This is a genomic window from Bremerella cremea (assembly GCF_039541315.1).
Lineage (GTDB): Bacteria > Planctomycetota > Planctomycetia > Pirellulales > Pirellulaceae > Bremerella > Bremerella cremea.
The window spans coordinates 339,763-356,560 of record NZ_BAABFZ010000005.1; the positions used below are offsets into that span (position 1 = coordinate 339,763).

Genomic DNA, 16,798 nt, shown 5'->3' on the forward strand with positions numbered 1-16,798 from the left:
TCCAACACGACCCCCATCCTACCGCAAACCAGCCCCCAGTCAGAACAATTTGCGACAATTAGAAATGTGTGAGTTCAAACTTACTCGGCAACTTCGACGGGTGGTTTTCGCCGGGACAGTGCGAACCAGATGGCCAGTGGCATCACGATGAAGTTCCCGATTTCGAACCAGATCGGATAAGGTGCCATCCACTGGTTGAAGCCGACCGCGACCAACAGCAGCACGGCTACCGGAATCGCAGCTCCCCAACTACCGATCCAGTTCGCCACCTTCACCCCTAGAAACGCGAGCAGTCCCCACATCGGGATCACGGTCGCCAAGACCCACGCGGGATAGCGTTCGACATGCAGGCACACCTCTTCCATGCTTCCGTCGAAGTCTTCGGGAAATGGATGGACGACGGCGCTATAGCCTTCCACTGCGATCACCAGCACAAAGGCCACGACCATGCCTGCGATGAATCCGCCAATCGCTTTCAGGAACGCCATCGATGCTCTTTCAAGTCGGAAGGGAATGAGGTAAGTCCATGATCAACGCAGGGGTGTGGCGAACTACTTAAAGCGAATGAGTCGTTCGCTGGGCACGACTTCTTCGACTTCACCCAACTTAAAATCGTTGGCGAACTGCTGGATGTCCCCATCGTAGGTCAGCATGTAGATAAATTTACCCGTCTTGCTGTCGGTCGAGCCAAAGGCAGCGCGGGGACGATACTGCTTGATGATGCCTCGACGCATGTCGGAATCGGTAGCAGACATTTCCAGGCGAATAACGTTCTGCGCCCCATGCTCTTGAATGAACTCTTCGAACGATCTTGGTCCTCGATTTCCACCAGGAGGGCCACCTCCCATGCTGGGCCTTCCTCCACCAGGTCCAAATCCAGGACCGGCCGGGCCAGGTCGATTCATGCCTGGCGGCTGGGAACCACCGGGATTCATCGCGAGCGGTCGCCCATCCACGAAGTGCCGGCCTTGGAAGTGTGTCGCCAGTTCGGCTCGATCAGGCTCGCCATCTTTTTTCAGTGCTTGGCCAATGGCATCGGTGAACGGCATCGCAATCACTTGCACTCCCTCGACTTCCCGAGGACGCAAAGGCTCGCCACTTGTGAGAGCCGAAGGGATGGTCTCGCCACTATTAAGTGGCCTCCAGATGACAAACGCCCTTCGCGTATCCATTCCGTACCACTGGTCGTTGAAGTTGCCGTCGAGCCAGTTCGTCAGTTCTGGCAGGAACAAGCGATCAATCACCATCACCACGAACGGGCTCGATCCCATCTGCTGCTGGTACTTGTTGTGCTGCTCCGCCAAACGCGTGAATTCGTCGACCCCAAAGTTCAGATAGGAAGGACCGATTTCCTGAGCGTCTTTCATCAATGGCAAATCAGCACCGATGTAATTCCAGACCTCGCGATTGGCATTCGACTGTTCCAGCGCTAGATCTGCTGCTTCTTTACTGTCTGCGGGAATGTCGGTATCGAGATAGTCCAGCAACAAGTATTGGCACTTCGCTTGAGCATTTTTGATCAGCGTGCCATTCTGTGACGTGGCGATGTAGGCATCCATTCCCGTTCCCAGGAAAAAGGGAATCTCGCGGTATTCGGTGCCCATCGCATGAATCTCGCGTTGGAGACGAGCGACCTGTTCCAAGTCGACTTTTGGAAAAGGCGAGTCAGGCAAACGCTTGGTTGCCTCGATGAGCTCGTCGTATTTTTTCAGGGCCGATCGATAGAGATTACGAGGCATGTTCGTTGGCTGCGACGCTTGAGCTTGCTGCTGTTGGCTTCTTTCCAGTAGTGCCGCTTGCTCTTCGGGTGGCCGTTCGTTGGCGACGTTCATCTCATTGACTACTTGCCCCAGCGCCGTGTAGTAGAGGGAGATGGCATTGGCGACTCCGGCATCCTGGCGATATTCCGCCAGCTTTTGCCCTGCCGCTTTGATCCGTTGTTCCTGGTCGCTGGCCATCTTCTTGACGTCCTGCTCCATCTGCGAATGGAGATGCTTGGGCAAAGCGGGGAGGCTTGCGGCCTCTCGCTTGAGGGCGTCGAGCTTCTTCGTTTCCTGCTGCACGGCATAAACGAACTGCGGATAGTCGTCCTTCCCCTGAATCGATTCGAGCGCCTCGATAAATCGCAACGTGCTCTCGAACTGCTTTTCCATGATCGCCAGATGGGCACCGTAGGCGATTTCCTCGTTGTTGGCTTGCTGCTCCATCGCTTGCCATGCGGAACCGGCAAACGAGTAGGTCATCATCCCGATCACGACCAACGCGACCAGGCCCACGCCGCCGAAAATCAGCGGAAGAAATTGCTTCAGATTCGGTCCCTTACTGCTCTTCTTTCGCGAAACGGAAGCCAACGGCGCATGCGTGCTGGAAGCGGCCGACGAGGACGATGGAAAGTCGCCAAACAGATCGTTGCCGCCGCCCAACGGATCGCCGCCGAACAAATCGTCCCCGGGCATGCCGGCCGACGTGTCAGGCTCAGACGCTTTCGCCGGGGCTGGCTTGGCCTGCATTACCTTGGCGACAAACTTTTGACCGCACTTCTGGCACGAAACGTTCTTGCCGGAGACTTTGGCATCGGCAACAGCATATTTGGCGCTACAGTTGGGACAAACGATGAGAAGTTTTGACATGGGACTGGCTCTGAGGGGGTACCGAGTTCAGGCCGAATTATAGCCCCTCGCATTAGCCGTTTCCATCAGATCGATTGGCGGTCCACCAACCAGTTTCGTTTAAGTACCGACGGCCTGCGAAGCCCATAGCTTGAGGCCGCGCAGATAACGCCGCTTCGGCTTAAACCATTCGCTTTCCAGAAGCTGCAGCACCTTTGCCGCCACTGCCCGACCAGGCACGTGGGGCGAATCGATTTCGACCAATTGGCCAACGACATGCAGTGCCAAACTTTGATGCCGCTGACAGTCGCGGTTCATCAAGTTCAACAGCAACTCGTCATCTGGCCGCGATCGCACGATCCACTCGGCGACATCCTTGGGCCAACGTTTGCGCTGCTGGAAGTCGTTAAGAATCTCGTCCAGGCCTAGCGGTTCCTGGCGGCCGCGATTCTGCTGGGAAGGGTCCACGGCTAAACGTTATTGAGAAGGGCCTGGTAGCCTTGGTATTCGCTCTTCCAATCGCCGTAGACCCCTGAGAGGCCACACTCGACGCATTTGCAGCCCAGGTAGAACCAGCGAACGTCCTCGCTGTCTTCGTAGAGCGAGACGCCTGCCATGACCTGGAAATGAGTCCCATCGCAGGTACAAATCATGTCGAAGATTTCTTCGACTTCATCGACGTAACTGTCGCTATCGCCGATGCCATGCTCGGTATCGCACTTCACGCAAACGCGACACGCAATGCCTTCCTCTTCGTTCATCAGCACTTCGAAGACGTCGCCGCTACAAACTTCGCACTTCGCCGTAGCGAACTGCGTCGCTTCGTACTCGTTCTCGATGCTGTATTCGATGATTTGCGATTTGAGAGTTTCCATGCGGGAAGCCTGACGTAAGTGTTGATGGGATGAGATGTGGGTGGAAAGCAAAAAGCCCCTCGCATCGTGGATGCCAAGGGGCTTTCGATAATCGGTTTGACGTCCCGGGCCATTGCCCGCGGCGATGTGACCGCGCGAGTTACGGGGCCATCAGCAGCTTGCTTGGGTTTTCCAGCAAGCTCTTGACGTCGTTCAGGAATCGCTGGGCCGTGGCTCCGTCGACTAGGCGATGGTCGTACGACAGGCTCATTGGCATCATCAAGCGAGCGACGATCTGGTCTTTGACCACAACCGGCATCTTACGCGAGCGACCGACCAACAAGATGGCGACTTCTGGAACGTTGATGATAGGCGTACTGTAGGTACCGCCGATCGCGCCCAGGTTGCTGATGGTGAACGTGCCACCTTGCAGCACCGACATCTCGAATGAGTTACCACGAATGTCGCTGGCGGTTTGCTGCAGGTTGCGAGCAATATCCGGAATCGACATGCGATCGGTGTTCTTCATGTTCGGCACGACCAGGCCACGTTCCGAATCGACAGCGATGCCGACGTTAACGTAGTCTTTGTAGATGACCTGTTCGTTTTCCATGTCGATCGTGGCGTTCAGTTCTGGATGCTCCCGCAGAGCAACCGCGACAGCCTTGATCAGAAATGGCATGGTGGTCAGCTTGACGCCTGCTTCGGCGTAGTCGTCTTTGCTTTGCTGACGCAGCTCTTCCAATGCGGTGATGTCGGCATCGTCGAAGTTGGTCACGCGTGGTGCGGTCGTCCAGCTCTTGGTCATTTGAGCGGCGGTCACCTTGCGGATCTTCTTCATCTTTTCGATGCGAACCGGACCGTACTTGTCTTCGTGAGCTTCGCCGGTCAGCGATGGCAGAGCACCGGTTGCGGCCGGAGCGGAACCGCCCGACTTCGCACTGGAACCGCCACCTTGATTCAGGTCACGCACGGTACGCAGAACGTCTTCGCGTTCGATACGACCATTTGGTCCGGAACCTTGAACGTTACGCAGGTCGACGCCCACTTCGCGAGCGAACCGACGAACGGCAGGACCGGCCGGAACGCTTTCGTCGGCACTTGGTGCTTCGCTAACCGGAGCTGGCGGAGGGGTGACCGGACGTGGCGCAGCGACCGGGGCCGGAGCTGGCTTCGGTGCGGCAGGAGCAGCCGGGGCGGGCTTTTCTTCAGCGGCTTCAGGTTCCGCAGCAGCCGGAACGGCTGGTTCCGGAGCCTTTTCTTCCGCGGCCGGGGCAGCTGGAGCAGGTGCCGAGCTTCCGCCGCCAGCGCCGTCGATGGTGACGATCGGAGCGTGAACCGCGACGGTGTCGCCGGTCTTCACGAAAACCTTGGTGACCTTGCCACCTTCGGTGCTAGGAACGTCGACCGTTGCCTTATCGGTTTCGATTTCGATCAGAGTCTGACCTTTTTCAACCGAGTCACCGACCGAAACGTGAACGGCCAGCACATCACCCGATTCAATTCCATCACCCAGGTCAGGAAGTTGTACGTCTATTGCCATGGTGAATAACCTTGCTTGGAATGCTTATCTTCAGTCGCTACGAAAAGCCAGCGTGGGCTCGGCAATCGAGCCCACGGTTCGCTGTTAGGCGAAGTATGGGTTGGGCTTTTCAGCGTCGTAGTTCAAATCCTTGATGGCCTGAGCCACTTCGGTCCGTTCGATCTTGCCGGTGCGTGCGAGTTCGTACAGGGTGGCAATGACGATCGATTCGGCGTCGACCTCGAAGTGACGACGCAGGGCTTCGCGAGTTTCGCTGCGGCCCATACCGTCGGTGCCCAGGGCGACCATGTTGCCCGGTAGATACGGACGAACCTGTTCCGCCCAGGCACGAACATTGTCCGATGCCGAGATGAACGGTCCTTCCACACCTTCCATAATCGTCTCGATGTACGACTTCTTGGGCTCTTCGGTCGGATGGAACATGTTCCAGCGTTCGACATCTTGCGAGTCACGACGCAGCTCGGTGTAGCTGGTCACGGCCCAGACGTCGCTGGCGATGTTGTACTTTTCCGCCAGGATCTGAGCGGCGTCGATCACACAGCGGGTGATCGTACCACTACCCATGAGCTGAACCGTTGCCCGAGCCTTGTCGGCTGGCTGATTCTTCAGCTTGTAGATACCGCGAATGATGCCTTCTTCGGCACCTTCAGGCATCTCGGGCATGGCGTAGTTTTCGTTACCAACGGTGACGTAGTAGATCGCCGTGTCGCCTTCTTCGTACAGCTTCTTCATGCCGTCGAGCACGATGACAGCCGTTTCGTAGGCGTAGCACACGTCGTACGAACGAACCGTTGGGAAGGCGATCGCGTTCAGGTGGCTGTGGCCATCCTGGTGCTGCAGACCTTCGCCATTGAGGGTCGTACGACCGGCGGTACCACCGATCAGGAAACCCTTGGCACGCGTATCGGCCGCACACCAGACGAGGTCGCCGATGCGTTGGAAGCCGAACATGCTGTAATAGATGAAGAACGGAATCATGTTGATGCCGTGCTGCGAGTAGGCGTTGCCTGCCGCAATGAACGACGACATCGAGCCTGCTTCGGTGATCCCTTCTTCCAGGATCTGACCGTCTTTAGCTTCCTTGTAGTACATCAGCTGATCGGAGTCGACCGGTTCGTACAACTGACCCGAATGGGCGTAGATACCAACCTGGCGGAACATACCTTCCATACCGAAGGTACGCGATTCGTCGGGGACGATCGGCACGATCTGCTTGCCGATGTTCTCGTCCTTGCACAGCTTGGAAAGCAGGCGGACGAAGCCCATCGTGGTCGACATTTCCTTACCCTTGCTGCCGCCAAGGAATTCCTTGTAGGCTTCGAGCGTTGGAATGGTCGAGACTGGGTAGTTCTTCGGTCGCGAAGGGACGTAACCGCCCAGCGATTCGCGACGCTTCTGCAGGTAACGCATTTCAGCGCTATCTTCCGGCGGACGGTAGAACGGAGCCTTGACGACTTCTTCGTCCGAAATCGGAATGCTGAATCGCGTACGGAATTCTCGCAGCTCTTCTTCGTTGAGCTTCTTCTGGTTGTGGGTGACGTTGCGGCCTTCGCCTGCTTCGCCCAAACCATAACCCTTGATCGTCTTCGCGATGACGACGGTTGGCTTGCCCTTGCATTCGGTCGCTGCCTTGTATGCGGCGTAGACCTTTTCTGGGTCGTGACCACCGCGAGTCAGCTTCTGCAGCTTCTCGTCGGAGTAGTTCTTGACCAGTTCGAGCAGTTCTGGGTATTTGCCGAAGAAGTGCTTACGGATGTAATCACCCGATTCGACGACGTACTTCTGGTACTGACCGTCGACCACTTCTTCCATTCGCTTGACCAAGAGGCCGGTCTTGTCGGCTTCTAGCAGAGCATCCCAGTCGCTACCCCAAACGACCTTCACAACGTTCCAGCCAGCACCACGGAAGACCGCTTCCAGTTCCTGGATGATCTTGCCATTACCACGGACTGGGCCGTCGAGACGTTGCAGGTTGCAGTTGATAACCCAGGTCAGGTTGTCCAGTTGCTCACGCGAAGCGAGGCTGATGGCACCCAAGGTTTCTGGTTCGTCGCATTCGCCGTCGCCGAGGAACGCCCAGACGCGGGTCTTGCTGGTGTCCTTCAAACCACGGTCGTGCAAGTAGCGATTGAAGCGTGCCTGGTAGATCGAGCAGATCGGACCAAGACCCATCGAGACCGTGGGGAATTCCCAGAAGTCTGGCATCAACCAAGGATGTGGATAGGACGACAGGCCCATTTCAGGCTGCAGTTCGCGACGGAAGTTCTCGAGGTTCTTTTCGGTCAAACGACCTTCGACGAACGCTCGCGAATAGATCCCTGGCGAAGCGTGACCCTGGAAATAAACCTGGTCACCTTCAAAGCCGCTGCCACGACCACGCAGGAAGTGATTGAAAGCGACTTCCACCAGCGTCGCGCTGGAAGCGAACGTGCTGATGTGACCGCCGAGGCCTTCAAAATTCTTGTTGGCCCGAGTCACCATCGCCATCGCATTCCAGCGAATGATGCTCTTGATGCGGCGTTCAAACTCGCGGTTGCCCGGATAGGCTGGCTGATCCGAAGAATGGATCGTGTTGATATACGGCGTGTTGGCGGCGAAAGGAATATCGACACCACGTGCATGAGCACGATTTTCTAAAGCCGAAAGAAGGAAGCGAACCCGGTCGTCGCCTTTGCCTTCCAAAACGTAGTCGAGAGAATCAAGCCATTCCTGAGTTTCAGCTGGATCCACGTCGGCAGCGAAGGTCGCCGGATTGTTCCGCATCAAATTCTCTTCGGCCGGCATCATTTTGGCGTTCGCCATGCAACTTCCCTTTTATTCAGTCCGTTGCTTAACGCCAGTCATGTCATACGGAGTCGCCGCGTACTCTTTGCGCGGCTTCGTCTGGCGAAGCAACCCTCGATTAACTTATCTCAAAGATCAATCTCGGTTTAGGCCCGAGGCAGGCTTCGAGTCTGAATTCTACCGCGCTCGCTGCGTTTGTCAGCGAGTCGCGGACGAACCCTCTTCCGGTTCTGCAACCCGCAGAATCATCAGAAGCCTTAACATTTACGCAAACTATTACCAGAGAAAGCCTTACGACTTCTTCTTTGGCTTGTAAATTTCCGTGGCCGTGCCGAAAAATACCTCGCCCGCGTTCATAACCGTCTCGCTCAGAGTCGGATGCGGGTGGACAGTCGAGGTCAAATCAAAGACTTCAGCACGCATTTCCAGAGCCAAAACGGCTTCCGAAATCATCTCGCCGGCACCTGGGCCAACGATACCACAGCCCAGGACGCGCTGCGTTTCTGGGTCGATGACCCATTTGGTCAAACCATCGGTGCGGCCCAGTGCCTGAGCACGACCACTGGCAGCCCATGGGTAAAGGGCCACTTCGACCTTCTTGCCCATCGCCTTCGCTTCTTCTTCCATCAGGCCAGCCCAGGCAATTTCTGGGTCGGTGAAGATGACGGCTGGAATCGCAGCCGGTTCGAAGGAGACAGGATGTCCGAGGATCGCTTCCACAGCGGTACGACCTTCGTGGGTCGCCTTGTGGGCCAGCATTGGATTGCCGGTGACGTCGCCAATGGCCGAGATCTTCGGATCAGCAGTACGCAGCTGCTTGTCGACGCCGATGAAGCCACGCTTGTCGACGACAACCTGGGTGTTTTCCAGACCGATGCCCTTGGTGTTCGGCCATCGGCCGATCGAGACCAGGACGCGGTCGTATTTGAACGTTCCGAACTTACCGGGGCCTTCGAATGCGACTTCAACCTTGTCGTCGCGATCACCCAGCGAACCAACCTTGGTATTGGTGAAGATGCGGCCCTCGAACAGTTCGTCGAGCTTCTTGGCCAATGGCTTGACCAGGTTACGGTCGGCACCTGGCAGCAGACCGTCGGTCAATTCGACGACGCTAACCTTCGTGCCAAGGTGGGCGTACACCGTGCCCATTTCAAGACCGATGTAACCACCACCGATGACCAGCATGGTTTCTGGGATGTCTTGCAGCTCAAGAGCACCCGTCGAGTCCATCACGCGGGGAGAGTCGATCTGGAAAGCTGGAGGAACCGCCGCGACCGAGCCCGTAGCGACGATCGCGTGATCGAACGTCAGCTTGCCACCTTCAGGAATCGAAGGGTCGTCCCCTTCCAACTGGATGGTGCTGGAATCAATGAAGCTGCCCTTGGCCTTGATGACGGTGACGTTACGCTTCTTGGCCAATTGCCCAAGGCCAGTCGTCAGCGACTTGATCACGCCTTCTTTACGGGCGCGAAGCTTATCCAAGTCGATCTGAGGCTCACCGAAAGTAACACCCCAGTCCTTGTTCATCTCGTGGACTTCGTCGATCACCTTGGCCACATGTAGAAGGGCCTTCGACGGGATACAACCGCGGAGCAAACAGGTACCGCCCAGACGAGTATCCTTCTCGATCAGCGTGACTTCCATTCCTTCGTCAGCAGCCAGAAACGCCGCTGCGTAGCCCCCGGGACCACCTCCGATGACCGCCAATTGGGTATGAGCCATGATGTCTCTCTAGCAAATTTTCTAAGGCAATAAGGTGAGTTACTTCACTGAGATGCGATTGTGGGGCTCCACGTCTCAGTATTCACGGTAACAGGGCACATTGAACCAAAAAAAAAGGGATTCCGCGACGGGCCATCGTGCCGGAATCCCTTTGAAATCTACGAATTGTTGCGAATTGCCGAAAATGAACTTTCGGAAATTAACGCGACATAAATTCGACCACCATATTCACGTCGACCGGCAGGCTGATATCTTCCGGGCCTGGCACGGCGTCGAAGGTCGCCGAAAGGGTTTCCGGGTCAGCCGACAGGAACGCGGCTGGTTCACCCGAAGCGTCCGAGTGGATGCTGCGATACATGATCTGCAGCTTCTCGCGACCACGGACGTTGATGACGTCTCCAGGGCGAAGCTGGTACGATGGCTTGTCCACCTTCTGGCCATTGACCAGGAAGTGGCCGTGCACGATACCCTGACGGGCCTGGCAGCGGGTCAAAGCCAAACCAGCACGACGCACCACGTTGTCCAAGCGACGTTCGCAGAGGGTCAGCAGGTTTTCACCCGTGTTGCCCTTGCTGTGCTTGGCGTGGTCGAAGTAGCGGCGGAGCTGTTTCTCACCGATACCGTAATAGTGCTTGATTTTTTGCTTTTCCATCAAAGCAGCACCGTAGTTCGACGGTCGCTTCGGACGGTTGTGCATACCTGGGGGAGAAGGCCGGCGGTCGGCGGCGCGCATGGCACCACGGCTTTCGTAAATGACAGCTCCGAGACGACGATTAACTTTGGCCTTCGGACCGGTGTAATGGCCCATGAACGATTAACTCCTACACTACTTTCCCAGGAATCCACCAACTGTGATCGCAGCGGGAATGACGATTCCTACATCCACGATTGTTCCCCTGACGACAAAGAGAGTCAGGGTGGAAACCACACATTGTGCCGAAGCACTCCTCCTTTGACAAGGGGGCACCGCTAGCCCTACGGCGAAAATTCGTTATCGTCCGATTATGCTCAAGTTTCACCCCTCCAACCTCCCCTTAGCCCCTGTTTTGCCTAGGACAAAGTTCAAGAGTTATTCGTTATTAATAGGCCCCGTCCGAGATCTAACTTTGCAGATCGGGGAAAACTCGGCGATAATCAAAACTTCACACCCCTTCTCTACCCTCGCCTCACAATCAACTCTCGAAGGAATCTTGCCCATGCGACAGCCGTCTCTCAGTCGTCGTTCCTTTCTCCGCACCTCTGCCGCAGCCGCCATGGTTGCTGGCACTGGCTTCCACTCCCTGGCATCCGCAGCGGAATCGAAGTCGCCTAACGAGCTTCTCGATATCGCGTGTATCGGCGTGGCGAACCGCGCCGCGGAGAACGTCCGAGGTGTCAGTGGCCAAAACCTCGTGGCCATGTGCGATATCGACGACAACTATCTGAATCAGGCTCTCAAGCAGTACGCCGATAAGAAATCGAATCGCTACAACGATTTCCGAGTCCTGCTCGACAAAGAGAAGTCGATCGACGCCGTGGTGGTCAGCACGCCAGACCATACCCACGCTCCGGCTTCGATGTGGGCCATGCAGTTGGGCAAGCATTGCTATTGTGAAAAGCCACTGACGCACACCGTGCACGAAGCCCGCGAGATGACGAACTATGCCGTCAAACACAAGCTGGCGACGCAGATGGGAACGCAGATCCATGCCGGCGATAACTATCGCCGCGTGGTGGAAGCGATCCAGGCCGGCGCTGTCGGCGACGTCACGCACGTCGATGTGTGGGTCGGTAAAGGCTGGGGCGGCGGTACGATCCCGACCGATCCACCACCGGTTCCCAAGAACGTTCACTGGGATCTCTGGCTCGGCCCAGCAGCCGAACGAGCTTACTCGCCGGTTTACATGCCAGCCCAGTGGCGTCGCTGGTGGGACTTCGGTGGCGGTACGCTTGGTGACATGGGTTGCCACTACATCGACCTGGTGTTCTGGGCTTTGAAATTGAAGTACCCAACCAAGATCGGAGCGGAAGGTCCTTCGCCAGATCCGAACACCGCGCCACTCGGCCTGACGGTGAACTACACGTTCCCAAAGACCGACGTCGCACCGGCCGTCACCATGAGGTGGCGTGATGGCGATCACTGCCCACGCGAGATCAACGGGCAAGCGGTTCCTGGCAGTGGCGTGGTCTTCCACGGTACGAAGGGAATGATGATCGCGACCTACGGCGACTTCAAACTGCTGCCGGAAGATAAGTTCACCGACTGGAAAGCGCCAGAGCAAACCATTCCGCGGTCGATCGGCCACTACGAGGAATGGATCAAGGCTTGCAAAGAAGGTACGCCAACGACCTGTAGCTTCGACTATAGCGGTCCGTTGACCGAAACCGTCTTGCTGGGCAACGTCGCCTTCCGCACCGGCGGTCCCATTGAATGGGACGCCAAGTCATTGAAGGTCACCAACAACGATTCCGCCAACCAGTACATCGAGCGGAAGTACCGCGAAGGCTGGCGAATCTAAGTCGTTCAATTTGCAAATGAAGCAGCCCTGGGACATCCAACGATGCCCCAGGGCTTTTTTGTTTCTTGATCTTCAACTCGAACGTTCTTCCGCAACGATTCAATTCAATTCGGCCATACGTTCGGATGATGTGCCTCGCCTCTATCCGCTAGTCGATGAACGGCGGATCGGCCGGGTAGACGGCCACTTCAATCGAGTGCCCATCGGGGTCTTGGAAGAACGTTTGATGGATGTTGCCAGCGTTGACCCGTTGAATAAACGGGATGCCATGTTCGTTCAAGATTTCGACCAACTGGCGGTCATCTTCCAGGGCGAAGGCGTAGTGGTCGGCGCGCGAATTGGGGCCTTCGCCGAACTGACCGAGGTGTTCGGTTTCCAAGATATGAATCTGAATGCCATAGCCAACCAGCCAGGCCCCAGGGAAATCGAACGGCGGGCGTTCGACCTCGCGAAAGCCGAGGACATCGCGGTAGAAGTCGCGGCTTACCGCGGTGTCGCGAACGGCCAGGGCCAGGTGATTTAGTCCCTTCAACGGGAGTGGTCGTGTCATGCTTGCATTCCTTCGAGCGAACGTTTTCGAGGTGCTTCTAAGATACTTTCAGCACAACCCCCTGTCGCCATGGGTACAGTTGCGACTGTCACCAAACGGTTGTTTAGCTGTTAGCGATTTTCCTTAAACAACCCTCAACTTTGTTGCCTTTCCGCGGCATCCCGCCCATTCGCGAGTCGTAGTTGGCTGCTTACAATCAATCGAATGGGCCCCATGTTTAACTTCGCGCAGAGCACTCGCTAGGACCACCATTCAATGAAAGCGCTCGTCAAGCGTCATGCGGAAAAAGGGTTGTGGCTGGAAGACGTCCCGGAACCAACCATTGGCATTAACGACGTTCTGATCAAGACCTTGAAGACCGGCATCTGCGGCACCGACGTCCACATCTACAAGTGGGATGCGTGGGCTCAGAAAACCATCCCGGTTCCGATGGTCGTCGGTCACGAGTTCGTTGGCGAGATCGTCGAAGTTGGCTCGAACGTTCATATCTTCGAGCCTGGCCAGATCGTCAGTGGCGAAGGTCACGTCGTCTGTGGCAAGTGCCGCAACTGCATGGCGGGTCGTCGCCACTTGTGTGCCGATACCGTCGGCATCGGCGTGAATCGCCCAGGGGCCTTCGCAGAGTACATTTCGATTCCGATGACCAACGTCTGGCATCATGCCGATGGGATTCCGCTCGACGTCGCTTCGATCTTCGATCCGTTCGGCAACGCCGTGCACACCGCCCTCACCTTCCCGGTCCTGGGCGAAGACGTCCTGATCACCGGGGCAGGTCCCATCGGCTGCATGGCCGCGGCGGTCTGCCAGTATGCCGGGGCTCGCTACGTCGTGGTGACCGACGTCAATCCATGGCGTTTGGAACTGGCCAAGAAGCTGGGTGCGACTCGTGTCGTCGACGTGCGGAATGAAAAGCTGAGCGACGTCCAGAAAGAACTGGGCATGGTCGAAGGCTTTGACGTTGGCCTGGAAATGTCGGGCAACGCGGTCGCCTTCCGCGACATGATCGCCAACATGAGCCACGGGGGCAAAATCGCGATGCTTGGCATTCCACCAGATGAAATCTCGATCGACTGGAACGATGTGATCTTCAACATGCTGACGATCAAAGGCATCTACGGCCGTCTGATGTACGAGACCTGGTACCAGATGACCGTGCTGCTGCAGGGCGGCTTGGACATCAGTCCTGTTATCACGCACCACTTGCCGTTCACCGAATATGAAGCAGGCTTCGAGGCGATGTTCTCTGGCCAGTCCGGCAAAGTCGTTCTCGACTGGGCCGAACTTACGTAAGACACCATCCGCGGCGCGAACGAACCTCGCGCCACCCTCGACTCCGGTCCTCAGCGCACTTCTTTGGCCTGAGGACTTGGGGACACGACACGATGAGGAGCGAAGACAACCATGTGGAATTCTGACATTCAATCGCGTTACGCCGGCATCTTGAGCGAGATCCAAGAGGCAGGCCTGTACAAGAACGAGCGAACGATCCTGTCGCCGCAGAAGTCGAAGATCGACCTGCCGCAGCAGCAATCGGTGCTGAACATGTGCGCGAACAACTATCTCGGCCTGTCGGACAATGCCGAGATTATCGCCGCCGCTAAAGAAGGACTGGAACGCTGGGGCTACGGTCTGTCGTCGGTTCGCTTCATTTGCGGCACGCAGCAAGCGCACCAGTCGCTGGAAAACGAACTGACCAAGTTTCTGGGGATGGAAGACACCATCCTCTATTCGTCTTGCTTCGACGCCAACGGCGGCTTGTTCGAGACGATCCTCGGCCCGGAAGATGCCATCATCTCGGACGAGTTGAACCACGCCAGCATCATCGATGGCGTTCGTCTCTGTAAGGCGAAGCGGTTCCGTTACAAAAACAACGATATGAGCGACCTGGAAGCCAAGCTGAAGGAAGCATCGGATGCTCGCGTTAAATTGATTGCCACGGATGGCGTCTTCAGCATGGACGGCTACATCTGCAATCTTCCGGACCTTTGCGATCTGGCCGACAAATACGGCGCGATGGTCATGGTCGACGACTCGCACGCAGTCGGCTTCATGGGCAAGCATGGCCGTGGCACGCACGAGCATCACGACGTGATCGATCGCATCGACATCATCACCGGTACCCTTGGCAAGGCGCTGGGTGGTGCCTCAGGTGGTTACACCAGCGGCCGAAAAGAAATCATCGACCTGCTGCGTCAGCGATCGCGACCTTACCTCTTCTCGAACACCTTGGCCCCGCCAATCGTGGCAGGCTCGCTGAAGGCCCTGGAACTGATCCAAGCTTCGACCGCTCTGCGTGACAAGTTGGAGACGAACACTAAGTTCTTCCGGGAAGAGATCGCTAAATTGGGGCTCGATGTGCTGCCAGGCGAACACCCCATTGTGCCGGTGATGTTCTACGACGCCAAAGTGGCCGCCGATTTCTCTGAACGTTTGCTCAAACGGGGTGTCTACGTGATTGGGTTCTCCTACCCAGTGGTGCCTCAGGGTAAGGCTCGAATCCGAACCCAGGTCTCGGCTGGTCATTCCCTGGAAGAGCTAAAATTTGCCGTGGAACAGTTCGCCGCCGTCAAAGCGGAACTGGGCCTGTAACAGATATTAATGGTGCGAGTGGTCAGGAGAGTGTGCTTCTCCTGGCCACGACGACCCGGCGGTTTGCCCGGGCCTCTACTCTGCGCTAAATCGCGTAGTTCGTCGCCCAACCTCTTAGCGGGCAACAACTTTAGCCCAGTTGACTACTCGCCCCACGGCAACCTAGGATGATCCCTTTCACCATCGAATTAGTTCATCCTCCTACCGTTCGTTCGTACCCATGCACAAAACGAAGGTCGCCATTGTCGGCGTAGGAACCGTCGGAGCCGGCGTCGCCAAAATCCTGCTTGATCACGGTGATCGTACCGCGCGTAACGCCGGAACCACGCTGTGGTTAGAGAAAGCAGTCGTCCGCGATCTGAGCCGGGCTCGCGATTGCGAATTGCCCGAAGGCGTGCTGACGGACGACCTGAACGAAGTCACCAACGACCCAGATATTAAGGTCGTCGCGCAGCTGATTGGGGGTATCGAACCGGCCCGCACCATCATGCTGAAGCTGCTGGAAAGTGGCAAAGATATTGTCACTGCCAATAAAGCGCTGATTGCGGAACATGGTGCCGAGTTGTTCGCTCGGGCTCGCGAACTGGGCCGCTGCATCGCTTTCGACGCGGCAGTGGCTGGTGGGATTCCGATCATTACCAATCTCAGCCAGTGTCTGACTGCTAATCGGATCACCTCTCTCAGCGGCATCCTGAACGGCACCTCGAACTTCATTGCTTCGGCGATGGAAGAACAAGAGGCAAGCTATAAGTGGGCCGTCAAAGAAGCCCAGCGACTTGGCTATGCCGAAGCTGACCCAACGATGGACGTCGACGGCACCGATGCCGCTCAGAAGTTGGCGATCCTGGCGCACATCGCGTTTGGCGTGAAGATCGACTGGAAGAGCATCCCTCGCGAAGGGATCGACAAACTTCAGCCAGTCGACATTCGCTTTGCAAAAGAGCTGGGCTACCGCATCAAACTGCTGGCCTCGGCCCAGCTAAGCGACGATGGCCTGGAAGTCCATGTTTCTCCGACGCTGATCCGCGAAGGGGAACCTTTGGCAGAAGTTCGTGGCCCGTTCAATGCCATCAGCGTTGTTGGCGACCAGGTCGGTCCGCTCTTCTTCCATGGCCAAGGTGCCGGGCAGAAGCCAACCGCATCGTCGGTGGCCGCCGACATGATCGACATGGCGGTCGGGCGCACCGCGTTGACCTTCCGCACGCTGAAGCTGTTCACCGAAACGCACAGCGATATTCAGGTCTGCACGTCGGACAAGATCCGCGGCCGCCACTACTTCCGTTTCAGCGTCGAAGACCAGCCAGGCGTGCTCGCCGACATCGCTCGAGTTCTGGGAGACCAGGGAATCTCGATCGCCTCGGTCATTCAGCACGAGCCAGAACATCTCGACGGCGACACCAAAACGTACGTTCCGCTGGTCATCATGACCCACGTGGCAACCCAGGGCCAGGCAGGCAAAGCGTTGGAAATCATCGCGAAAATGCCTTCGGTCAAACCGGGTGCCCGCAAGATGCTGGTCCAAGACTAAGCACGCGGCCTTGGCTGAACCTGAGAAACGGATTTGCTCTGCGGCGACTGTTTCTCCATCCAAAGCCCCACCGGCGCGAAATGCCACGGAGATTCGCGTCGGCAAGTTCACTCTGCCTACA

13 protein-coding genes are annotated in these 16,798 nt (G+C 56.9%); 4 read left to right on the forward strand and 9 right to left on the reverse strand.

The window, feature by feature from the left end:
• Positions 1-80: 80 nt before the first annotated feature.
• From ABD890_RS18365 to rpsD, 8 genes are all read right to left on the reverse strand, one after another.
• Positions 81-488 carry a hypothetical protein gene (locus tag ABD890_RS18365; protein ID WP_345093113.1) on the reverse strand — a complete coding sequence of 136 codons (408 nt, stop codon included), beginning with the start codon at positions 486-488 and terminating at the stop codon, positions 81-83.
• Between the two features lie 63 nt (positions 489-551).
• Positions 552-2,630 (reverse strand): zinc-ribbon domain-containing protein, encoded by a 2,079-nt coding sequence (locus ABD890_RS18370; protein ID WP_345093117.1) that lies wholly within the window; start codon positions 2,628-2,630, stop codon positions 552-554.
• A 99-nt stretch (positions 2,631-2,729) separates the two neighbouring features.
• Entirely contained in the window at positions 2,730-3,077 is a 348-nt protein-coding gene (locus tag ABD890_RS18375) for a hypothetical protein (protein WP_345093120.1), read from the reverse strand.
• Positions 3,078-3,079: 2 nt separating this feature from the next.
• The gene (locus ABD890_RS18380) at positions 3,080-3,484 is read right to left on the reverse strand and encodes a hypothetical protein (protein ID WP_345093123.1); all 405 of its coding nucleotides are present in this window, start codon (positions 3,482-3,484) and stop codon (positions 3,080-3,082) included.
• A 139-nt stretch (positions 3,485-3,623) separates the two neighbouring features.
• Positions 3,624-5,006 carry a 2-oxo acid dehydrogenase subunit E2 gene (locus ABD890_RS18385; protein WP_345093126.1) on the reverse strand — a complete coding sequence of 461 codons (1,383 nt, stop codon included), beginning with the start codon at positions 5,004-5,006 and terminating at the stop codon, positions 3,624-3,626.
• A gap of 84 nt (positions 5,007-5,090) precedes the next feature.
• Positions 5,091-7,793: a pyruvate dehydrogenase (acetyl-transferring), homodimeric type gene (gene aceE, locus ABD890_RS18390; protein WP_373356489.1), complete on the reverse strand. Its 2,703-nt coding sequence runs from the start codon at positions 7,791-7,793 to the stop codon at positions 5,091-5,093.
• A gap of 288 nt (positions 7,794-8,081) precedes the next feature.
• Positions 8,082-9,512 (reverse strand): dihydrolipoyl dehydrogenase, encoded by a 1,431-nt coding sequence (gene lpdA, locus ABD890_RS18395; protein WP_345093130.1) that lies wholly within the window; start codon positions 9,510-9,512, stop codon positions 8,082-8,084.
• A gap of 199 nt (positions 9,513-9,711) precedes the next feature.
• Positions 9,712-10,320 carry a 30S ribosomal protein S4 gene (gene rpsD, locus ABD890_RS18400; protein ID WP_345093133.1) on the reverse strand — a complete coding sequence of 203 codons (609 nt, stop codon included), beginning with the start codon at positions 10,318-10,320 and terminating at the stop codon, positions 9,712-9,714.
• Positions 10,321-10,708: 388 nt separating this feature from the next.
• Between rpsD and ABD890_RS18405 the strand changes: the two genes are divergently transcribed.
• Positions 10,709-12,010 carry a Gfo/Idh/MocA family oxidoreductase gene (locus ABD890_RS18405; protein ID WP_345093136.1) on the forward strand — a complete coding sequence of 434 codons (1,302 nt, stop codon included), beginning with the start codon at positions 10,709-10,711 and terminating at the stop codon, positions 12,008-12,010.
• 148 nt (positions 12,011-12,158) lie between these two features.
• Here the strand turns inward: ABD890_RS18405 and ABD890_RS18410 are convergent, their stop codons facing one another.
• Positions 12,159-12,560, reverse strand: coding sequence for a VOC family protein (locus tag ABD890_RS18410; protein ID WP_345093139.1), 402 nt, complete (start codon positions 12,558-12,560; stop codon positions 12,159-12,161).
• Positions 12,561-12,815: 255 nt separating this feature from the next.
• Between ABD890_RS18410 and tdh the strand changes: the two genes are divergently transcribed.
• The 3 genes from tdh (at position 12,816) to ABD890_RS18425 (ending at position 16,677) form a co-directional block, all read left to right on the forward strand.
• Positions 12,816-13,850 (forward strand): L-threonine 3-dehydrogenase, encoded by a 1,035-nt coding sequence (gene tdh / locus ABD890_RS18415; RefSeq protein ID WP_345093142.1) that lies wholly within the window; start codon positions 12,816-12,818, stop codon positions 13,848-13,850.
• A gap of 111 nt (positions 13,851-13,961) precedes the next feature.
• Positions 13,962-15,149: a glycine C-acetyltransferase gene (locus tag ABD890_RS18420; protein ID WP_345093145.1), complete on the forward strand. Its 1,188-nt coding sequence runs from the start codon at positions 13,962-13,964 to the stop codon at positions 15,147-15,149.
• Between the two features lie 220 nt (positions 15,150-15,369).
• Complete coding sequence (locus tag ABD890_RS18425) at positions 15,370-16,677, forward strand: homoserine dehydrogenase (protein WP_345093148.1); 1,308 nt, start codon at positions 15,370-15,372, stop codon at positions 16,675-16,677.
• Positions 16,678-16,798: the final 121 nt, after the last annotated feature.